Raw genomic sequence first — 18,351 nt, 5'->3', positions numbered from 1 at the left:
TGCCGGCGAAGTTCAAGGCCGCCCGCCCGGCTCGGCTTAGCCGAACGTAAATGCATACGCCTGCACGCCGGGATCGAGAAACTCGATCGAGAACGTGTGATCGGTGACATCGCCGGTCTGCCGCACGAGTTGGTAAAGACGCTGTTCGGTCACGGTGCCGCTGCCGTCGGCGGCGACGTCGGTACCGTGCGCGGCACCCGGTGCGGCACCATCCACGCTCACGCGAAAGCGAACCGGCTTGCCGTCCGCGCCCGGACCCAGCACGAGGTGCAGATCGCGTGCATGAAAGCGGTAGACGATGCGACCCGACGCTGCCGCGAGCGTCGCATGTTCGGCGCCCACCTTCCATGCGCCCGCCAGCCCCCAATCGTTGACGGCAGGCTGTGACGGCGCCGAATAGGTGTGCACCTTGTCCTCTGCCTCACCGCCGGGCGACGCAAAATTCTCCGCGCGCTCGTAGCCAATGTAGGTTTCCCCCGACTGCATATCGGCGTTGTCTGCCGCTGCCTGCACGCCTTGTGCGCTCGTACCGGCAATGCCGAGCGCGACCTTCGACGCACTTGCATGACCCGCTTCAGCCAACAGTTGCTGAATCACCTTTTCGGACTCCGCATAGTCGCCTTCGCCAAAATGGTGATAGCGAATCTGCCCTTTCGCGTCGACGAAATAGTGCGCTGGCCAGTACTGATTGTTCAGCGCGCGCCAGATCGCGTAGTTGTTATCGATGGCGACGGGATAGTCAACGCCGAGGTCATGGACGGCCTTCCTGACGTTGTCGATTTTGCGCTCGAACGCGAATTCGGGCGCGTGCACGCCAATCACGACCAGGCCCTGATCCTTATATTTCTGCGCCCACGCTTTAACGTAGGGCAGCGAACGCAGGCAGTTGATACACGAGTACGTCCAGAAGTCGACCAGAACGACCTTGCCACGCAGATCCTGAACCGTCAGGGGCGGTGAATTCAGCCATTGGACCGCGCCGTTCAGCGTCGGTAACACGCCTTCGACGGGCAACGGGGCCGCGCCGCCCGGCGTGGCTTGCGCTGCGCGCATCATCGCGCCGGAGTCGACGGCGGCGCTTGCATCGGCGGCGGGGTTGGCGGTCATCGCGGCATCGTTGGCCGCAGCATGGGTCGGTGCATTGGCCGCCTCGTTGGTCGCTTCATTGCCCGCACTACCTGCCGGCACCGGATTGGCCGGCGTCGCACCCGGCGAAAGCTTGTCCACCAGTTTCTGTTCGAGGCCACCAGTCGCGATGGTCGATACACGCGCCAGCACGCCTGTGTCGAGACCGAGCGCAATCGCCACCACGCCGCATAGCATCGCCGCACCGATCCCGCGGCGAATCCATTCGCCGGCACCCAGCGAGCGCTTCATTGCCGTGAAAACGCGCCCACCGATCAGCAGCGCCACCGCAAGCGACGTCGCGGCACCCGCCGCATAGGCAACCAGCAACAGCGTGGTGCCGACGCTGGCGCCCCGCAATGCCGCACCGGTCAGCACCAGGCCGAGAATGGGACCGGCGCACGGTGCCCACAGCAGGCCGGTCGCAATGCCCAGCAGAAATGACGAGCCCGCGCGAACCTGCTGACCGTCGCCCTGCGCGAAGTTCGACAGGCGATTGCCGGCGCTCACCAGCGGGCGCATCAAATGATCGGCGAAACGCGGCAAGAGCAGCGTCAGTCCGAAGACGGCGAGCAATACGATCGCGAGCCAGCGGCCATACTGGTTAGCCTGGGTGACCCAGCCACCACCCACGGCGGCCAGGGTCGCAACAATGGCGAACGTCAGCGCCATGCCCGCGAGCAACGGCAAGCCGCTGCGCACGAACGGCTGATCGGCACGCGCGAAAACAAACGGCAGCACCGGCAGGATGCATGGGCTGAGAATCGTGAGAGCGCCACCGAGATAGGCAAGAACGATGAGTAGCATGTCGGTTCCGGGTGTAGGTGCCAGTTGTGGATGAAGTGGATGAAAGTGGCCCTATCCTAGAGCGCAGGGGATGTCGAAGTCCTCACGAAAAGTAAAATTAAATGTGATAACTCGCCGCCCGAAAATTTTGCACAATGGCGCAACGGCGCGCTGTGACCGGCGCCAGTTCTTTCCAACGCTGTGAATCACGGCCCTCACCCGCCACAAAAGCCCTCCATGGACCACCCAAAGCGCATCCTGATCGTCGAAGACGACGTCGACATCGCCAACGTGCTGAGTCTTCATCTGCGCGACGAACGCTACGAAGTCGTGCACAGCGCCGACGGCGACGAAGGGCTGCGCCTGCTGGAACAAGGTGGCTGGGACGCGCTGATCCTCGACCTGATGCTGCCCGGTGTCGACGGACTGGAAATCTGCCGGCGCGCCCGCGCGATGACACGCTACACGCCGATCATCATCACCAGCGCACGGTCGAGCGAAGTCCACCGGATTCTCGGTCTCGAACTCGGCGCCGACGACTACCTGGCCAAGCCGTTCTCGGTCCTCGAACTGGTGGCGCGCGTCAAGGCCTTGCTGCGCCGCGTCGAAGCCATGGCGAAAGACTCGCGCATCGACGCAGGCAGTCTGCAGATTGCCGGCCTGACGATCGATCCACTGGCGCGCGAGGCCACCGTCGACGGCAAGCCCATCGAACTGACACCGCGTGAATTCGACCTGCTGTACTTCTTCGCGCAGCATCCAGGCAAAGTGTTCTCGCGGATGGACCTGCTCAATGCCGTGTGGGGCTATCAGCACGAAGGCTACGAACACACCGTCAACACCCACATCAACCGGCTGCGCGCGAAGATCGAGACCGATCCCGCCCAGCCTGAGCGCATCCTGACCGTCTGGGGGCGCGGCTACAAGCTCGCGGTGCCGGGCATGCCAGGCGACGGGACGGCGTCCGGCACCGCACATCAGGACACGCCGTGATGCTGACACTGACCCAGCGACTCTCGCTCGTGTTCTCCGCGCTGTTGCTGGCGTGCTGCGGCGCGTCGGCGTGGCTGCAGATCCGTTCGAGCGACCTGCACGAAAAGGAAGTCGTGCAAAGCCTGTCGCGCGACCTCGCCGACCATATCGCGCACCGCACGACGTTGATGGATGCGAACGGCCTGCGGCCCGACGCGGTGCGCCAGCTCTTCGGCCAGTTGATGATGGTCAATCCGAGCGTCGAGGTGTACCTGCTCGACAACCAGGGGCGCATCAAGGGTGACGACGCCCCCGAAGGCCACGTCAAGCGCGAGCAGGTGGACCTCGCGCCCATCCGGCAATTCATCGCTGGAGAAGCGTTGCCGATCCTCGGCGACGACCCGCGCAGCCTCGACGGAAAAAAGGTCTTCAGCGCCGCACCGCTGCAACTGAGCGGCCAGCAGCCCTCCGGCTATATCTATGTCGTCCTGCTCGGCGAGGCGCACGACGCGCTCGCCGCCCGCGTGGCCGCCAGTTCGGTTTTGCGCACCACGCTGTGGTCGATGGCGCTGGTCGCGCTGCTCGGTTTGCTCGCTGGCTTGACGGCCTTCGCCCTGATCACGCGGCCGCTGCGCCGCCTGACCGACGCCATGCGCCGTTTCGATGCCGACGGCGAGCCCGACACCCAGCCGGCCGTGCCGCGCTCGGCCCCGGCCGGACAGCGCGACGAAATCGCCGTGCTCGAAACAACCTTCGCGCAGATGGCTAGCCGCATTGGCGACCAGTGGCGTGCGCTGACGCGACAGGACCAGCAACGGCGCGAGCTGATCGCCAATATTTCGCACGACCTGCGCACCCCGCTCACCTCTTTGCACGGCTACCTGGAGACGCTGTCGCTCAAGGCCGACACGCTCGGCGAAACGGAGCGCAAACGCTATCTGGCGATTGCCCTGGCGCAAAGCGTCAAGGTCGGGCGGCTCGCGCAGGCGCTCTTCGAACTGGCCCGGCTCGAACACGGCAACGTGCAACCCGCGCTCGAACAATTCTCGCTGATCGATCTGGTCCAGGACGTCTTCCAGAAATTCGAGTTGCCGGCCGAGGCGCGGCACATCGAACTGCGCGCCGGCTTTCCGCCTCGTCTGCCAAACGTCTGTGCCGATCTCGGCATGATCGAGCGCGTGCTGACGAACCTGCTCGACAATGCGATTCGCCACACCCCCGCCAACGGCAAGATCGACGTCGATCTCGCGCACAAGGACGGCAAGGTATCCGTCACGGTCAGCGACACCGGTCCAGGCATTCCAGCGGAGCAGCGCGAAGGGCTGTTCGAACGCCCGTTTAGCTCAGGCGGCGCACATCGCGGCGGCGGACTCGGCTTGCTGATCGTGCAGCGCATGCTGCAATTGCATCACAGTCAGATACGCATCATCGAGCGCGACGGAACCGGCACGACGTTCTGCTTCGAGCTGCCGACTACGAGCAAGCCGGCTGTCGCCGGCATCCCGTCCTGATTGATCGTGCGAACGCGCCGCCGCGGTGACGGGTGACGGGTGACGCGTAGGGAGCATGATCAGATCAGCAAGTCCTCATAGAACGAGCCGAACGGCCGGGTCGGATGGGCAAGCTGGATTTCGAGAATCCAGAGACCGGCGTCCGGACAATCCGCGAAATCGCCCAGATTGCCCGCTTTGTAGATGGCGTGCGGAAAGTCGCTGACACGGTGGCCTTTGATCTCCAGATTCAGACGCCACCCGAGCGCCGCGGCGCGCTGCCCGGCGAACTCATACAGCGCTTTGCCGCCCGCGCGCGTCGAGCGCCAGTGCTGCTCCACGTCGTCGAACACGGTCTTCGCGGCGTCCGCACAGGCCTTCATTTCCGCATCGTTGCCGACCACAAAGGTCGCGCCCGCATCACCCTCGTGCTGATCCCAGACTACCCCAAGGTCGATGAAGAAAATATCGTCCTCCTGGAGGCGCGGGTCGCCATCCGATCGCTGCTTGAACGTCTTCAGCGTGTTCTCGCCGAAGCGCACCAGCACCGGATGCCAGATACGGTCCATGCCCAACTCGTTCAACACGTTCGTGCATAAGGCCGTCGCTTCCGACTCGAGCATGCCGGGCTGGACCCGTTGCGCCAACTGGTTCACGCCCTCCCATGTTTTGCCCTGCGCATATTTCATCGACTCGAGCACGTATTTGCTTCCGACCGCCTGCTTTGCCGCTACGTCCATCCATCTTCTCCGGTTATATCTCCCTGAATATAACGGTCGAGAGATCCAGTGTCACGCTACGCTTCGGCTGAGCGTCGACTCTGGCCTTGAGCAAGCCTACCGACGTTGTCCGCACGCGGTATCTATCAGATCGCTTCGGGTCGCAACGGTACGCAGGACGTGCAGGCCCAAGTCGTGTCCCGAGCCGCTTGCGCTTGCGCCGCATCGGAAGCGTTGCAGAGATTAGCCCGATTGTTTTCTAGCAAGTTTGTCCTATCGTTAATTTGTCGATTACCGGCTTGTGCATCCGCTGTAGGGTCGAATTTCCCGTTAGCGGAGTACAGCCGGGAATCGATTCGCTCGGCGTCTATGTCCTGTAAGCCGACTGCGGTCGCAGGAACGAGTTCATCAGCGTTGGACCGAAGCGTGGCCCAGACTGGGAGGTAGCGTTTCATGGGCGCTCGCACGCAAGGCCGCCGCGCACGATGCCTTCTTTTTATCTGGAGACCAACATGAAGACACTGACCGCCTTGCTTGCTGCCTTCGTTATCTGTTCGACGGCGTCGGCGCAAAACGTTCCCGCGCAGCCCGCAGCCGGGCAGCCTGCGCAAACGGAAAACGCGCCCGCGATGGCAACAGCGGCAGCCCCGGCGGCCCCAGCCGCCGGCGACAACAAGATCTGCCAGATGATGCATGGCCATACCTGCCATCTACACGACAAGAGCCTCGAACTGGGCGCGCACTGCATGTGCGGCGATCACCCCGGCACCGTCGGCACTCAGTAGCATCGCATCCGAAGTAGCCGATGACCACCGGCGCAGCGTCAAAACCCGTCCGACGAAAACCACGCCGCGAGAAAATCCAGCATCGTTCGCAGCGTGGCCGGCAGATGCTGGCGCGACGTATAGACCGCGTGGATGCCCATGTCCTGCGGACGGTACAGCGGCAGCAAGGACACCAGCTTACCGGCGGCAATGAGTGGTGCCGCCGCAAAAACAGGCTGCATGGTGATGCCAACGCCGTGAACCGCGGCCTCGAGCAGGACCGTCGATTCGTTCGCGCTCAAGTTACCGCTGACCGGAATATTGAGCGGCTCCCCCTCGTAGTCGAAAACCCACAAACTCTTGCCGAAATACGAGTACGTCAGGCAGTTATGCAGCGCCAGATCTTCGGCGCGCCGCGGTTTGCCTCGTGCTTCCAGATACTCGGGCGACGCACACACGACTGACGGGCAGTTCGCTAACGGCCTCGCGATCAGATTCGGGTCGAGATGGTTTGTAATGCGGATCGCCAGGTCGATCCGGTCTTCGACAAGATTCACCGTCTGATTGGCAATCTGCAAGTCCACTGCCGTGCGCGGGTAGCGCTGCAGGTAGTCCGCCAACGCCGGCGCCAAGATCTGCTGCCCGAGCGACTGGGCGCACGCAATGCGCAGCATGCCGCGCGGCTCGTCCGTCTGCGGGTCCGCCACCATCGGCATCTGCTCCGCCAGCGCGCGTATCTCCCGGCAGCGGGCGAGCGTCGCTTCGCCAGCCGCGGTCAGTCCAAGCTTGCGTGTCGTGCGATGCAGAAGCCGCGCCCCCGCCCACGTTTCCATCTGGGCCAGATAGCGCGTCACCATGGCGCGCGACATATCCAGCGCATTGGCAGCACCGATCAGACTCCCCCGCTCGACAATGGCAACAAAAACCTCAGCAGCAACGATACGGTCCACGATTCGTCCGATTCAAGAAATCAATAGTTTCACGACAAGCGGTTTTTCAACCGAATCATGCAACATATTCTCCCAAAACCTGATCACTCTCCAGAACAAGGACAACCGTGTTGCTTCGCCGCGCTTTTTTTACCGCTGCCTTCGCCGCCATGGCGTTCGGTGCGCTTTCGTCCGCCGCCTCGGCCCAGCCACTTGAACTCGAGGTCTACAACCCCGGCGAGCACGCCGTCTTCCCCGTTTCCTCCGAAATCATCACGGGCAAGCGCGACGCCATCCTGATCGACGCGCAGTTTCAGCGCAACGATGCTGAAGCGCTCGTGAAGAAGATCAAAGCCAGTGGAAAAAAATTGACCGCGGTCTACATCAGCCAAAGCGACCCGGACTATTACTTCGGGCTCGACGTGATTCAGGCCGCCTTTCCGCAGGCGAAGATTGTCGCCACGAAAGAGACGGTCGCCGGGATCAAGGCCACCATGGACGGGAAATTCGCCTACTGGGGGCCGATCCTGAAAGACAATGCGCCGAAGAAGCTCGTTCTGCCGGAAGTCATGAGCGGACAGCACCTGATGCTTGAAGGCAAGGCCCTCGAGATCAGAGGGCTCAACGGCCTGAGTCCGGAGCGCAGCTACGTCTGGATTCCATCGCTGAAGACCGTGGTAGGCGGGGTGGTGGTGGCGAGCGGCATCCATGTCTGGACGGCCGACACGCAGACGCCCGAATCCCGCGCGAACTGGCAGACAACGCTCCGTGGCATTGAAGCGCTCAAGCCCGTAACCGTGGTGCCAGGCCATTATCTCGGCGAGATGCCGAAGGGCGTCGCGGCGGTGACTTTCACCTCGGACTATCTCACCACGTTCGAACAGGCGGCCGCCAAGGCAGATAACTCGGCCGCGCTGGTCGCCGCCATGAAACAGGCCTACCCCGGCCTCGGCGACGACTCTTCGCTAGCGTTGAGCGCCAAGGTCGCCAAGGGCGAGATGAAGTGGCCACAGTAAGCCACGTCTTTAAACCGCATAGAGAACACCCCATGACCGTTCTGCACTACATCTTCGATCCGCTGTGTGGCTGGTGCTACGCGGCTGCACCGCTCGTCGCGGCGGCCCGCGAGGTTCCCGGACTCACCGTTCAATTCCACGGCGGCGGCATGCTCACGGGCGCCAACCGCCGGCCGATTACGCCGCAGTGGCGCACGTACGTGATGCCGCACGACCGGCGCATCGAGGACCTCACCGGCCAGCCATTCGGCACCGCTTATTTCGACGGGCTGCTGCGTGATACCGGTGCCGTCATGGATTCGGAACCGCCAACGACGGCCGTGCTCGCCGCAGACGCATTGGCGGATCGCGGCCTCGACATGATTGCGCGGCTGCAGCGCGCCCATTATGTCGAAGGACGACGCATCGCCGATGTCGACGTGCTCGTCGAACTGGCCACGGAACTCGGTCTCGACGCAGCCGAGTTTCGGCAAGCCTTCACGCGGCTGAGCGGCGACGCGACCCGGGAGCACATTGCCGAGAGCCGTCGGCTGCTCGCGCAAGTCGGCGCCCAGGGTTTTCCGACCTTCGCACTCGAACGAAACAACGGACAGTTCGACACCTTGGACATGGGCCGCTGGCTCGGGCAGCCGGCAGCGTGGGCAGGCCATCTGGCGGGATTGATGAAGGCCTAGACGAGGCTTGCGGGCATGTTTGTCACGCCCCGGGCCTCACTCCACAACGATTGCCGGCGCTCTCTCGATCAGCGATCTGATCTGCTCCTGATCGGCCGGTGTCGCCGGGTTGTAGACGACCATCTGAAGATCCGGCCGCCCATCGACAGCGAACGACGAGTATTCCAGCGAGATCGGCCCCAGCACGGGGTGGCGGATGTGCTTGACCCCGTCGCCGTGCGTTTGCACCTCATTGTCCCGCCACATGGCGGCAAACTCGGGACTTGACCGGCACAGTTCATCGACGAGCGGTGCCACTTCCGCGTCGGCGCCTGCGCGTGCGGCATCGGTCCGGAAGGCGCTCACCACGACGCGGGCCACGCTGGTCCAATCGAACTGCGCGGCACGGACGCGAGGATCGCAGAAGATCATGCGCAAGATGTTGCGTTTTTCGGGTGGCAGGGTGCTGTAGTCGTTGAGCACGGTCGCGGCCGCGCGGTTCCAGGCCACCACGTCCCATGTGGCAGTCCTGACGATTGCCGGGCTATAGGGCAGCGCATCGAGCAGGCGTTGCAGCCGCGGCGTGATCGCATCACCGCCGCGATAGCGAACTTCGGGCGGATGGCCGAGGCCAAGCAGAAACACGTGTTCGCGCTCGACCTCGGTCAGCATCAGTGCCGCCGCGATGCGGTCCAGCACATCCGCTGACGGATTGCCGCCGCGCCCCTGCTCCAGCCACGTGTACCAGGCCACGCTGATATTGGCGCGCTGCGCCACCTCTTCCCGACGCAGCCCCGCCGTCCGCCGCCGGCCACCGGCAATGCCGAAGGACGCAGGATCGAGTTTCGTCCGCCGGTTCTTCAGATAGTTGCCGAGCCGATTGTCGCCGTCATTCTCGTTCGTCCGAGCCATGCTTAACCTCTTAGGACGTATACATGGATAACGCTACCACTTTAACAGGATGATTTTGCCTCGTACGTTGCGAATTGGGGGCAAGACGCACCAGGAGGACTACAATCATCTATGGCCCTAATCATGCGTTAGCGGCGCGCCAGCTTTGACCGGCGCATCGACAAACCGGTCAGCCCGGTTCACGGCGGATCAGCGGTTCAAGCAGGCCTGATCGCAGCAGCCACGCGTGGCGTCCTGGCCAAGGAGGCGCGATGCGTTCGCAACCAGGCTCACGCGTGTACTTAAGACGCGCCGGAATCGCGGCTGCGGTCGTCGTGGGCTGCCTGATCGTCGCCGGACGCATCACCGGCGTCGTGGTCGACTGGCTGTGGTTTTCTTCAATCGGTTATGCCGGCGTTTTCTGGACGACTGTCTCCGCCAAGGCGTTCCTCTTTGCCGCCGTATTCGCAGCGTCCGCGAGCGTCATCGCCGCCTCGGGATTCCTTGCGCATCGTTACGCGAGGCGCCCCGGTAGCTGGCAAGTGGAAACGGCCCGTCTGTCAGGTACGCCGGAGTTCATCAGTGAACTGGCAGACCAGCTCGCACCGCGCATTCCCTGGCGCGCCAGCATTGCCGGCAGCGCTATCGTCCTCGGACTGCTCATCGCCGCCGGCCAGATCTCCAACTGGGACCTGGTGCTGCGCTTCCTTCATCAGGTGCCCTACGGCGAGCGCGATCCTGTCTTCGGTCAGGACATCGGCTTCTATCTGTTCTCGCTGCCGGCCTATCTGGCGTTCAAGAACTGGCTGCTGCAGTTGCTCGTTTGCAGTGCGATCGTTGCAGCCGTGGTCTATGGCGTACGCGGCGACATCACGTTCGAGCGGCCGCCGCTCGGACTTTCTGCCGCTGCCACCGCTCATGGTTCCGCGCTGCTCGGTGCGTTCTTCGTCCTGAAGGCCGGGTCCTACGCACTCGACCGCTTTTTGCTGCTCTACGACGATAACGGCGTCGTGGTCGGCGCCGGGTATACCGACATTCACGTCGAACTCCCGGTCCTGTGGGTGCTCATCGGCCTTGCCAGCGCCGCGGCCGTCGCTTCGTGGGTCAATATGCGCTGGCGGGACTATCGAATCCCTGCCGCTTCGCTGTTGCTGGTGTTCGGCACCTCGTTCGTGTTCGCTCTGATCTACCCTGCACTGTTCCAGCGCCTCTATGTCAAGCCGAGCGAGCTGCAACTGGAGACGCCCTATATCCAGCACAATATCGCGCTCACGCGAATGGCCTACGGTCTCACCCAGATCGCGGTCAAGCCGTTTCCAGCCGAGCAGGATTTGAACCTCACCTCGCTCGAGGTCAATCGCGCGACCGTCGACAACATTCGGCTGTGGGATGTACAGCCGCTATTGGACACCTACGCGCAGTTGCAGGAGATCAGGACTTACTACAAATTCCTCTCCGTCGACATCGACCGCTACCGGCTCGACGCCGGTTACCGGCAAGTGATGCTGTCGGCCCGCGAACTGGAGCCGTCGATGCTTCCGCCGAACGCCCAGACCTGGGTGAACCTGCACCTTCTGTTCACACACGGCAACGGCGTCGTGATGTCGCCCGTCACCGAAAAATCGACGGAAGGTTTGCCCTCCTTCTATCTGCAGGATATTCCGCCGGTTGCCCACGGCGGGCCTGCCATTCGCGAGCCGCGGCTGTATTTCGGTGAAGGCGGTGAAGGCTACGTCATCGTAAAGGGCAGCGTCTCCGAATTCGACTACCCCAAGGGCAAGGACAACGTTTACACCAAGTACAGCGGGAGCGATGGCATTGCCATCGGCAGCACCGCGCGCCGCAGCCTCTTCGCCTGGCAGTTCGACGATCCGAACATCCTGCTAACCGACTACGTCACGAGCACTAGCCGCATCCTGCTGCACCGTAACATTCAGGACCGGGTGCGCACGATCGCGCCGTTCCTCACCCTCGACCATGATCCGTATCTCGTCATCAGCAACGGGCGCCTTTTCTGGATGCAGGACGCCTATACGACAAGCAGCTGGTTCCCCTACGCCCAGCCGGGTTTCGGCGACGGCGCCAACTATATCCGTAACGCAGTCAAGGTAGTGATCGATGCGTATAACGGCACGGTCGATTTCTATGTCAGCGATCCTAACGATCCAATCATACGGACTTACCAGCACATCTTCCCAGGCCTGTTCAAGTCGCTCGCGGCGATGCCCCCAGACCTGCAGCAACATATCCGTTACCCCGAAGATCTGTTCCAGATTCAGGCGCAGCTTTACCGGGCTTACCACATGGATGCGGCGGAGGTGTTCTACAACCGCGAGGATCTCTGGCAGTTCCCGCGGGAACTGATCGGCATTGATGGTGGCAATAGTCCCGGCACGCCGATGACGCCCTACTACATGATCATGCGACTGCCTGACGAACCAAGCGAGGAGTTCGTCCTGATGCTGCCGATGGTGCCCAGCCAGCGCGACAATATGATCGCGTGGCTCGCGGCGCGTTGCGATCCACCCAACTACGGCAAGCTTATCGTCTACGCGTTCCCGAAGGACAAGCTCGTTTATGGGCCCTTCCAGATCGAGGCGCGCATCCAGCAGAACACCGAGATTTCGCAGCAGATTTCGCTGTGGAACCAGATGGGTTCGCGCGTCATTCGCGGCCATCTTCTCGTCGTGCCGATTGAGAACTCCATCCTCTACGTCTCACCGCTCTACCTGCGTGCGGAGTCGGGTCAACTACCCGAGTTGAAGCGGGTCATCGCCGCATACGGGGACCGGGTGGTGATGGAAGAAACCTTGGGCGGCGCACTCGCGGCGCTCTTCAAGGAAAGCGCCCCGCTCGCCTCGCCGCCGCAGGGCACGGCGGACGCGCGTGCCCGCGAGGCGCTGGCACATTATGACCGTGCGATCGAGCGATTGAAGGCGGGAGACTGGAGTGGTTTCGGCGCGGAACTGGATGCCTTGCGGCCACTGCTCGAGGCGCTGGGTGGGGGGCGGTCGGAGGGGCAGAAGTGATGACGACTTAAGCTGCAGCCGTCACACTGAACTCAACCAGCAACTCCGGCAATCCAAGCGTCGCCTGAACAGTGCAGCGCGCAGGCAAATGCTGAGGATCGACCCAGTTTTGCCAGACGGCGTTCATGCGATCGAACAGCGCCATATCCTTCAGATAGATCGTTACCGCCAGGAGTTGATGCTTGCTGCTGCCCGCCTGCTCCAGCAATGCATCAATGCGCCCGAGCGCTTCGGTGGCCTGCTCCTCGATGGTGCGCGCCTCGGGTGCGCCAGACGAGGTTTGGCCCGCGAGAAAGAGAAGGTTACCTGCACGCACCATCTTGCTCATGCGTGCATTACCAGCGGTTCTTACGATTGAGGAAGCATTCATTTGGGTGCGAATTCCGTCGGCTGTGCTGCGTTGAGGTCAGGGATGTGAGACACGGCGAGATCACCGAGGCTCACCGGTTTGATGGGTGGGCGGATACGGTAGTAACCAACCTCCGCCACGGGCTTCGCATGTTCCTCGGCGAGCAGTTTGGCGACTGTCAGGCCGCATAGGCGTCCCTGGCACGGCCCCATGCCGCAGCGGGAGAACGACTTGGTCTGGTTGGGTCCGGTGCAGCCGAGACGCGCCATCGCACGAATCTCGCCTGCGCGCACTTCCTCGCAACGGCAGACGATGGTTTCATCCGCGGGACGGCGAAATGCGTCTGCTGGACGGTAAAGCGTATCGAGGAAAGGGCGCACCGCACGGTGCCGCTCAAGTTCGCGCCGCAGCGGTGCGGCGTGCTCATCACGCGCCTCACGACTCACCGCGCCAAGCCGATGAGACAGGGCCAGCGCGGTCAGCGCACCCGCCGTCTGAGCTGCGATTGCACCGTGGATGCCGCCGCCGTCACCCGAGATGAAGAGACCCGACACCGTGGTCTCCCCCCATGCGTCGGCGCACGGATGCCAGCAAAGTTGTGCCTCGTCCCAGCGATGCTCGCAGCCGATCGAGCGTGTGAGTTGCACATTCGGCACGACCCCCTGATGCAGCAGAACGACGCTCGCGGCGAGCCTCGTCGTACGCCCTTTCGCGATGTATTGCACCGCGTCTGCGCGACCGTCGCCTTCCACCGAGAGTCGTGTCACATGCCGGATGTGTGGAATGCCACTACGCCGGATCGCAGTCAGCAGACGCCTGCCCTTGAGCAGATACGCCGGCGTACGCAATGCGCGAGGCAAGTCCGCAAGCGCACGCCAATAGTTGCGCGAAGGCGTCGTATCAAGGATGGCCGCCGGTGCCCTGCCCGCCTGAATGAGCTGCCATGCAAACAGATACATGAGCGGTCCGCTGCCTGCGAGCACGACCGGCCCATCGGGTAGCAGCGCGGACGACTTGAACAGCGTCTGCGCCGCGCCAACCCCCATGACCCCAGGCAGGGTCCAGCCCGGAACCGGACACGGCCGCTCGTAGGCGCCGTTGGCGACCATCACGGCTTTCGCCTGAATCTGTCCGCTCGCCGCGGTACCGCTGCGGCGTGTGAAGCTGATCTCCAGCGAGCGCGTGATCTGCCACACGAGGGTTTCGGGCCAGTAGCGTATGCCAGATTGCGCGAAGCGCGCGACGAGATCCGCGCCCCGGGTATAGTCGTCACCGAGCAGCGCCGCATTCGGCAACGGCGAGCGCCCGACATTGCGATAGATTTGCCCGCCCGGCATCGGGTTCTCGTCCAGAACCAGCACATCGAGGCCGGCACGCGCCGCATCAAGCGCGCATGCCATGCCGGCTGGGCCGGCACCGACGATCACGAGGTCCACCGTCTCGATTGTCATACGAGTGCCCTCGCGCCAACCATGGCTTTCACTTCCATCCCGTCGCGCACGCGCACCATACAGGCCTGCTGGTTCGGCAAGCCGTCGATTTCAACCAGACAATCGAAGCACACACCCATCATGCAATACGGCGCGCGCGGCGCAGCACCCACAGGGGTATGACGGAAGACAGTGACGTCGGCGTACAGGAGTGCGGCCGCCACGCTGGCGTATTCCGGCACGTCCACACTGCGCCCATCGACGACAATCCGCACGGTGCGGGGCGACGCGCCGTCGATCTGACTAAACAGAGAAACGTTTTGCATAGAAGTAGTCGAGAAGAGAAGGACGTTGGCCGCCGAGCAACCAGGCGACGAGCAATTCGCAATGCGCGGCAGCAAGCGTCACGCCGCTGTGGCAGGTTGCGACAAACGCACCGGGATGCGTCACGGATTCTTCGTAGACAGGCATGCTGTCCGATGTCATCACGCGTAGTGCGCCCCATGCGCGCACGACCCGCACGTTTTTCAGAAGAGGAAACTGCGACACGGCTTTGCGGGCGATGTGCGCGACGATCTCAGGCGTCACGCCGTCGTCCATGCCCACGTCCTCCGCGGATTCACCGAGTAATACCGACCCCTCTGCCGTCTGTCTCACGGACATCGTCGGGTACTTGAGGAACGGACGCACGCGTTCCGTCACGAGGATCTGACCACGCAGAGGAACGACGGGCGCGGTGAGTCCGACCATCGGCGCGAGTTCGCGGTTGCCGAGACCCGCACACAGCACGACGCGCCCAGCTTCGAGGGTGCGCTTGCCGGTGTCGATACGAAAGCCGCCGTTCGCGCGTTCAATCGACTGCACAGGCGCCTCCGGCACGTAGTTGCCGCCTGCTCGCTCAAAGGCAAGGAACAGCGCTCGCAGCGTATAGAGCGGGCTCACATGACCGTCGTTTTCCGAGTAGACCGCACCGGCCACGTTCTGGCCGACCTCCGGGATGCGTTCAGCCAGTTGCTGACGGTCGAGAATGTCGTACGTGAGGCGTGCATCCTGGGCGTGTAAGTGGCACAGCGCATCCACACTGCCCGCCAGCGCGTCATCGGTCATCGCGATGCTGATACCACCCGGGCGCGAGTAGCCGATACTAAGCGCCGACGCTTCTTCAAGCTCAGCCGCGAACGCTGGCCACAGCAGCGCCGATTCGAGCGACCAGCGACCGTAATCGACCTGCCTCCTGCCTTTCCCCGAGACCCAGATCAGGCCGAAGTTTCCGCGTGCGGCACGTACGCTGGAATCCTCTCCATCGAGCACGATCGTCTTCTGGCCGCGCTTGGTGAGCCCGTAAGCGATCGCCATCCCAACCAGACCGCCGCCAACGATCGCAAAGTCGTATTCCTGTTTCATCAATGCTTCCCCATCAGAACCTTGTCGAGCCCCACGAGCCTGTCGAGTACGAACATCAGGCCAAGCGTGACCGCCATGATCACCGTTGCGACTGCCGCGACCATCGGATCGACGGTTTCAGTCATGCTCATGTAGATACGCACCGGCAGCGTGATCGTGGTCGGCGCCGCGATGAAGATCGTTGCGGTCAGCTCGTCGAAGCTGCTTGCGAAACCCAGCACCCAGCCGGCGGCAATACCCGGCACTAACGCGGGCAACGTGATACGCCGAAAGGTGGTCCATGCGTTTGCCCCGAGCGAGACGGCGGCGTGCTCGGCATCGCGCGTCGTCGTGACCAGCGAAGCCATGATGAGCCGCAGGCAATACGGGAACACCAGCATCACGTGCGCCATCACGAGCGAGACAAACGACCCGGACACGCCAATGCGCGTGAACAGCTGCAGCAGCGCGACGCCCAGCACGACGGGTGGAATCATCAGTGGCGAGAGCAGCAGCGAATTGATCGCGTCGCGACCGGCAAAGCGGTAGCGTATGAGACCCAGCGCGGCCGGCACGGCCAGGATCGCCGCGAGCGTGGCGGAGAGCGTCGCGAGCCACAGACTGTTCGCAAACGCCTGAGTGAAATCCGGATCGTCAACGATCGCCTTGAACCAGCGCATCGAAAAATGAATGGTCGGCACGCTGAGCAGATTGCTCGGCGTGAAGGCGACGAGACAGACGATCGCAAGCGGCGCGATCAGAAACACGGTGAACGCGGCGTGAAAGCCGAGCGCAACGGGACCGTTTCGATTCATGATGTAGCCTCCCCAAAACGGCGTTTGAGACGTCGCTCGACAAAGCGGCCATAGAGCCCAATGGCGCCGATATTCAGCACCAGCAGGCAAACCGCAATCGCGGCGCCCATCGGCCAGTTCATGCTGTGCAGGAATTCGTCGTAGGCTGCCGTTGCGACTACCTTGATGCGTCGGCCGCCGATCAGCGCAGGTGTCGCGAATGCGCTCGCGCTCAAGGCGAACACGATCAGGCTGCCGGACAGAATGCCCGGTGTGGCCTGCGGCAGGACGATGCGGCGCCATACCGTGAGTGGGCCGGCTCCGAGCGAGATGGCCGCGTTGGCGATCTGTGTATCGACGCTTTGCAACGAGGTCCAGACGGACAACACCATCAGCGGCACCAGTGCATGCACCAGCACCACCACCACGGCCCAAAACGAGAACAGCGTCTGCGGCGGTGCGTCGACCAGATGAAGGCGCATGAGCAATTGCGCGACGACGCCCTGACCGTCCAGCAGGATCGACCAGCCGAGCGTGCGCACGACGGCCGAGATAAACAATGGCCCGAGCGTCAGAATCAGGAAGAACGCGCGCCAGCGAGCCGACATGCGGAAGATGATGTAGGCCTCGGGCACACCCAGCACGACCGTTCCAAAGGTCACGCTGAGCGCGAGTCCGAACGTGCGCAGAAAGATCTCGTGATAGTACGGATCGACGACGATCTGCGCATAGTTATGCCAGGAGTAGACGTCGAGCACACCGCCCGAAGCCGCGTCGAAGCCTTGCAGGCTCAGCACGCTGACGAGCGCCATCGGAATGATGAGCAGCAACGCGAACAGCAGCGTCACGGGCGCGACGAGGAGCGGACCGTCCGGCCGCTTGCGGCGAGGGGCGCGTGGTGGCAGTGGCCGGATCATGGGGCGGGCGGCGCTCATCGTGGGCCACCTTCAGCGTGCGGCGCGAGCGGACGCAGCGCGCCGCCGGGCCAGTTGAGGCCAACCGCGTCGCCGACGTTCGCGACATCGCCGCCACCGTTCGCAAGCTGCACCTGCAGTTCGCCGATATCAGTACTCACGTTGACCGACCAGCAGTTGCCGTGAAACGCGCACGCCTTGACGAGCCCGTCCACGTGTCCGGCACCGCTTGCGACCAGTTCGATGCGTTCGGGACGTAGCGAGAATGCGTATTCGCCGCATGCGTGCGGCGCGTCAAGCGGCAGACTCGTGGGCCCCACTTTGAGCACCCGCTCCACGCCGTCGTGCGACACGTGTCCATGCAACACATTGGCGCGACCCATAAAATCTGCGGCGAAGAGACTGCCGGGATCGTCATAGATGCCGGTCGGGGTATCGAAACGGACCACCGCACCCTGATTCAGGAGCGCGACGCGGTCGCTGATTGCCAATGCTTCCGCCTGATCATGCGTGACCATGATGGTCGTGGTACCGACCTTCTGCTGGATTGCACGCAACTCGGCCTGCATATCGTGACGCAGTTTCGCGTCCAGGTTGGACAGCGGCTCGTCAAGCAGCAGCAAGGGCGGCTCGATGACGAGAGCACGCGCGAGCGCGACTCGCTGACGCTGCCCTCCCGACAGTTCGCGCGGGTACTTCGATGCATGGCGGCCGAGTTGAACCAGGTCGAGCGCGGTCATACACCGGCGCTCACGGGCCGCCCCGTCGACGCGCCGCATCTGCAGCCCGAACTCAACGTTCTCCGCAACCGTCATGTGAGCAAACAGTGCGTAGCTCTGGAACACAATGCCGAGGCCGCGCTTTGCAGGCGGCGTGCCGACCAGCGATCGGCCTTCCAGGCTGATATCGCCCGACGTAGGTTCGACGAAGCCAGCGATCATCTGCAGGGTCGTCGTTTTGCCGCAGCCCGACGGTCCCAGCAGGGAGACGAATTCCCCGCGCGCGACGTCGATGCTTAGGCTGTCAACCACGAAAGTCTCGCCGTACTGCTTGTTCAGGCGTTCGATGCATAAATAAGTCATGAGTTTGGTAGACCTTGCGATTCCT

17 protein-coding genes are annotated in these 18,351 nt (G+C 63.1%); 6 read left to right on the top strand and 11 right to left on the bottom strand.

Features of this window, described 5'->3' with window-relative positions:
• Positions 1 to 36: 36 nt before the first annotated feature.
• Complete coding sequence (locus tag PQQ96_RS10290; protein ID WP_408291357.1) at positions 37 to 1,932, bottom strand: cytochrome c biogenesis protein DipZ; 1,896 nt, start codon at positions 1,930 to 1,932, stop codon at positions 37 to 39.
• 216 nt (positions 1,933 to 2,148) lie between these two features.
• Here PQQ96_RS10290 and PQQ96_RS10285 point away from each other — a divergent pair, with 216 nt between their 5' ends.
• Entirely contained in the window at positions 2,149 to 2,904 is a 756-nt protein-coding gene (locus PQQ96_RS10285; protein WP_408291355.1) for a response regulator transcription factor, read from the top strand.
• Positions 2,901 to 4,394, top strand: coding sequence for a sensor histidine kinase (locus PQQ96_RS10280; RefSeq protein WP_408291353.1), 1,494 nt, complete (start codon positions 2,901 to 2,903; stop codon positions 4,392 to 4,394). Before PQQ96_RS10285 ends, PQQ96_RS10280 begins: the two co-directional genes overlap by 4 nt.
• Before the next feature lie 59 nt (positions 4,395 to 4,453).
• Here the strand turns inward: PQQ96_RS10280 and PQQ96_RS10275 are convergent, their stop codons facing one another.
• Positions 4,454 to 5,113 (bottom strand): M24 family metallopeptidase, encoded by a 660-nt coding sequence (locus tag PQQ96_RS10275; RefSeq protein ID WP_408291352.1) that lies wholly within the window; start codon positions 5,111 to 5,113, stop codon positions 4,454 to 4,456.
• 491 nt (positions 5,114 to 5,604) lie between these two features.
• Here PQQ96_RS10275 and PQQ96_RS10270 point away from each other — a divergent pair, with 491 nt between their 5' ends.
• A complete protein-coding gene (locus PQQ96_RS10270) occupies positions 5,605 to 5,877 on the top strand; it encodes a hypothetical protein (RefSeq protein WP_408291350.1) in 273 nt (90 codons plus the stop codon).
• A gap of 38 nt (positions 5,878 to 5,915) precedes the next feature.
• Here the strand turns inward: PQQ96_RS10270 and PQQ96_RS10265 are convergent, their stop codons facing one another.
• Entirely contained in the window at positions 5,916 to 6,806 is an 891-nt protein-coding gene (locus PQQ96_RS10265; RefSeq protein ID WP_408291348.1) for a LysR family transcriptional regulator, read from the bottom strand.
• 149 nt (positions 6,807 to 6,955) lie between these two features.
• On the opposite strand from PQQ96_RS10265, the gene PQQ96_RS10260 reads away from it, so the two are divergent.
• Positions 6,956 to 7,801, top strand: a complete 846-nt coding sequence (locus tag PQQ96_RS10260) for an MBL fold metallo-hydrolase (RefSeq protein WP_408291456.1) — start codon at positions 6,956 to 6,958, stop codon at positions 7,799 to 7,801.
• A gap of 32 nt (positions 7,802 to 7,833) precedes the next feature.
• Positions 7,834 to 8,475 (top strand): DsbA family protein, encoded by a 642-nt coding sequence (locus tag PQQ96_RS10255; protein WP_408291346.1) that lies wholly within the window; start codon positions 7,834 to 7,836, stop codon positions 8,473 to 8,475.
• 36 nt (positions 8,476 to 8,511) lie between these two features.
• On the opposite strand, the gene PQQ96_RS10250 is transcribed toward PQQ96_RS10255, so the two are convergent.
• Positions 8,512 to 9,366, bottom strand: a complete 855-nt coding sequence (locus PQQ96_RS10250) for a helix-turn-helix transcriptional regulator (RefSeq protein ID WP_408291344.1) — start codon at positions 9,364 to 9,366, stop codon at positions 8,512 to 8,514.
• Between the two features lie 251 nt (positions 9,367 to 9,617).
• On the opposite strand from PQQ96_RS10250, the gene PQQ96_RS10245 reads away from it, so the two are divergent.
• Entirely contained in the window at positions 9,618 to 12,374 is a 2,757-nt protein-coding gene (locus tag PQQ96_RS10245) for a UPF0182 family membrane protein (protein ID WP_408291342.1), read from the top strand.
• A 7-nt stretch (positions 12,375 to 12,381) separates the two neighbouring features.
• On the opposite strand, the gene PQQ96_RS10240 is transcribed toward PQQ96_RS10245, so the two are convergent.
• The 7 genes from PQQ96_RS10240 to PQQ96_RS10210 are packed head-to-tail and all read right to left on the bottom strand — an operon-like array spanning position 12,382 to position 18,326.
• Positions 12,382 to 12,702: a RidA family protein gene (locus PQQ96_RS10240; protein WP_408291341.1), complete on the bottom strand. Its 321-nt coding sequence runs from the start codon at positions 12,700 to 12,702 to the stop codon at positions 12,382 to 12,384.
• A gap of 38 nt (positions 12,703 to 12,740) precedes the next feature.
• The gene (locus tag PQQ96_RS10235; RefSeq protein ID WP_408291339.1) at positions 12,741 to 14,174 is read right to left on the bottom strand and encodes an FAD-dependent oxidoreductase; all 1,434 of its coding nucleotides are present in this window, start codon (positions 14,172 to 14,174) and stop codon (positions 12,741 to 12,743) included.
• Positions 14,171 to 14,479: a (2Fe-2S)-binding protein gene (locus tag PQQ96_RS10230; RefSeq protein ID WP_408291337.1), complete on the bottom strand. Its 309-nt coding sequence runs from the start codon at positions 14,477 to 14,479 to the stop codon at positions 14,171 to 14,173. Before PQQ96_RS10230 ends, PQQ96_RS10235 begins: the two co-directional genes overlap by 4 nt.
• The gene (locus PQQ96_RS10225; RefSeq protein ID WP_408291335.1) at positions 14,457 to 15,560 is read right to left on the bottom strand and encodes an NAD(P)/FAD-dependent oxidoreductase; all 1,104 of its coding nucleotides are present in this window, start codon (positions 15,558 to 15,560) and stop codon (positions 14,457 to 14,459) included. Before PQQ96_RS10225 ends, PQQ96_RS10230 begins: the two co-directional genes overlap by 23 nt.
• A complete protein-coding gene (locus PQQ96_RS10220) occupies positions 15,557 to 16,351 on the bottom strand; it encodes an ABC transporter permease (protein ID WP_408291334.1) in 795 nt (264 codons plus the stop codon). Before PQQ96_RS10220 ends, PQQ96_RS10225 begins: the two co-directional genes overlap by 4 nt.
• Positions 16,348 to 17,265, bottom strand: a complete 918-nt coding sequence (locus PQQ96_RS10215; RefSeq protein ID WP_408291332.1) for an ABC transporter permease — start codon at positions 17,263 to 17,265, stop codon at positions 16,348 to 16,350. Before PQQ96_RS10215 ends, PQQ96_RS10220 begins: the two co-directional genes overlap by 4 nt.
• Positions 17,262 to 18,326 (bottom strand): ABC transporter ATP-binding protein, encoded by a 1,065-nt coding sequence (locus PQQ96_RS10210; RefSeq protein ID WP_408291330.1) that lies wholly within the window; start codon positions 18,324 to 18,326, stop codon positions 17,262 to 17,264. Before PQQ96_RS10210 ends, PQQ96_RS10215 begins: the two co-directional genes overlap by 4 nt.
• Positions 18,327 to 18,351: the final 25 nt, after the last annotated feature.

Origin of the sequence: Paraburkholderia sediminicola, from assembly GCF_046027825.1 — a bacterium.
Taxonomy (GTDB): Bacteria; Pseudomonadota; Gammaproteobacteria; order Burkholderiales; family Burkholderiaceae; genus Paraburkholderia; species Paraburkholderia sediminicola_D.
This window is presented reverse-complemented; position numbering and strand designations above follow the sequence as displayed.

Excerpts from the sequence above, each read along its gene's own strand:
- PQQ96_RS10290 (WP_408291357.1), bottom strand. The coding sequence starts at position 1,932 with ATGCTACTCATCGTTCTTGCCTATCTCGGTGGCGCTCTCACGATTCTC.
- PQQ96_RS10285 (WP_408291355.1), top strand. The coding sequence starts at position 2,149 with ATGGACCACCCAAAGCGCATCCTGATCGTCGAAGACGACGTCGACATC.
- PQQ96_RS10275 (WP_408291352.1), bottom strand. The coding sequence starts at position 5,113 with ATGGACGTAGCGGCAAAGCAGGCGGTCGGAAGCAAATACGTGCTCGAG.
- PQQ96_RS10270 (WP_408291350.1), top strand. The coding sequence starts at position 5,605 with ATGAAGACACTGACCGCCTTGCTTGCTGCCTTCGTTATCTGTTCGACG.
- PQQ96_RS10260 (WP_408291456.1), top strand. The coding sequence starts at position 6,956 with ATGGCGTTCGGTGCGCTTTCGTCCGCCGCCTCGGCCCAGCCACTTGAA.
- PQQ96_RS10255 (WP_408291346.1), top strand. The coding sequence starts at position 7,834 with ATGACCGTTCTGCACTACATCTTCGATCCGCTGTGTGGCTGGTGCTAC.
- PQQ96_RS10250 (WP_408291344.1), bottom strand. The coding sequence starts at position 9,366 with ATGGCTCGGACGAACGAGAATGACGGCGACAATCGGCTCGGCAACTAT.
- PQQ96_RS10245 (WP_408291342.1), top strand. The coding sequence starts at position 9,618 with ATGCGTTCGCAACCAGGCTCACGCGTGTACTTAAGACGCGCCGGAATC.
- PQQ96_RS10240 (WP_408291341.1), bottom strand. The coding sequence starts at position 12,702 with ATGAGCAAGATGGTGCGTGCAGGTAACCTTCTCTTTCTCGCGGGCCAA.
- PQQ96_RS10235 (WP_408291339.1), bottom strand. The coding sequence starts at position 14,174 with ATGACAATCGAGACGGTGGACCTCGTGATCGTCGGTGCCGGCCCAGCC.
- PQQ96_RS10230 (WP_408291337.1), bottom strand. The coding sequence starts at position 14,479 with ATGCAAAACGTTTCTCTGTTTAGTCAGATCGACGGCGCGTCGCCCCGC.
- PQQ96_RS10220 (WP_408291334.1), bottom strand. The coding sequence starts at position 16,351 with ATGAATCGAAACGGTCCCGTTGCGCTCGGCTTTCACGCCGCGTTCACC.
- PQQ96_RS10215 (WP_408291332.1), bottom strand. The coding sequence starts at position 17,265 with ATGAGCGCCGCCCGCCCCATGATCCGGCCACTGCCACCACGCGCCCCT.
- PQQ96_RS10210 (WP_408291330.1), bottom strand. The coding sequence starts at position 18,326 with ATGACTTATTTATGCATCGAACGCCTGAACAAGCAGTACGGCGAGACT.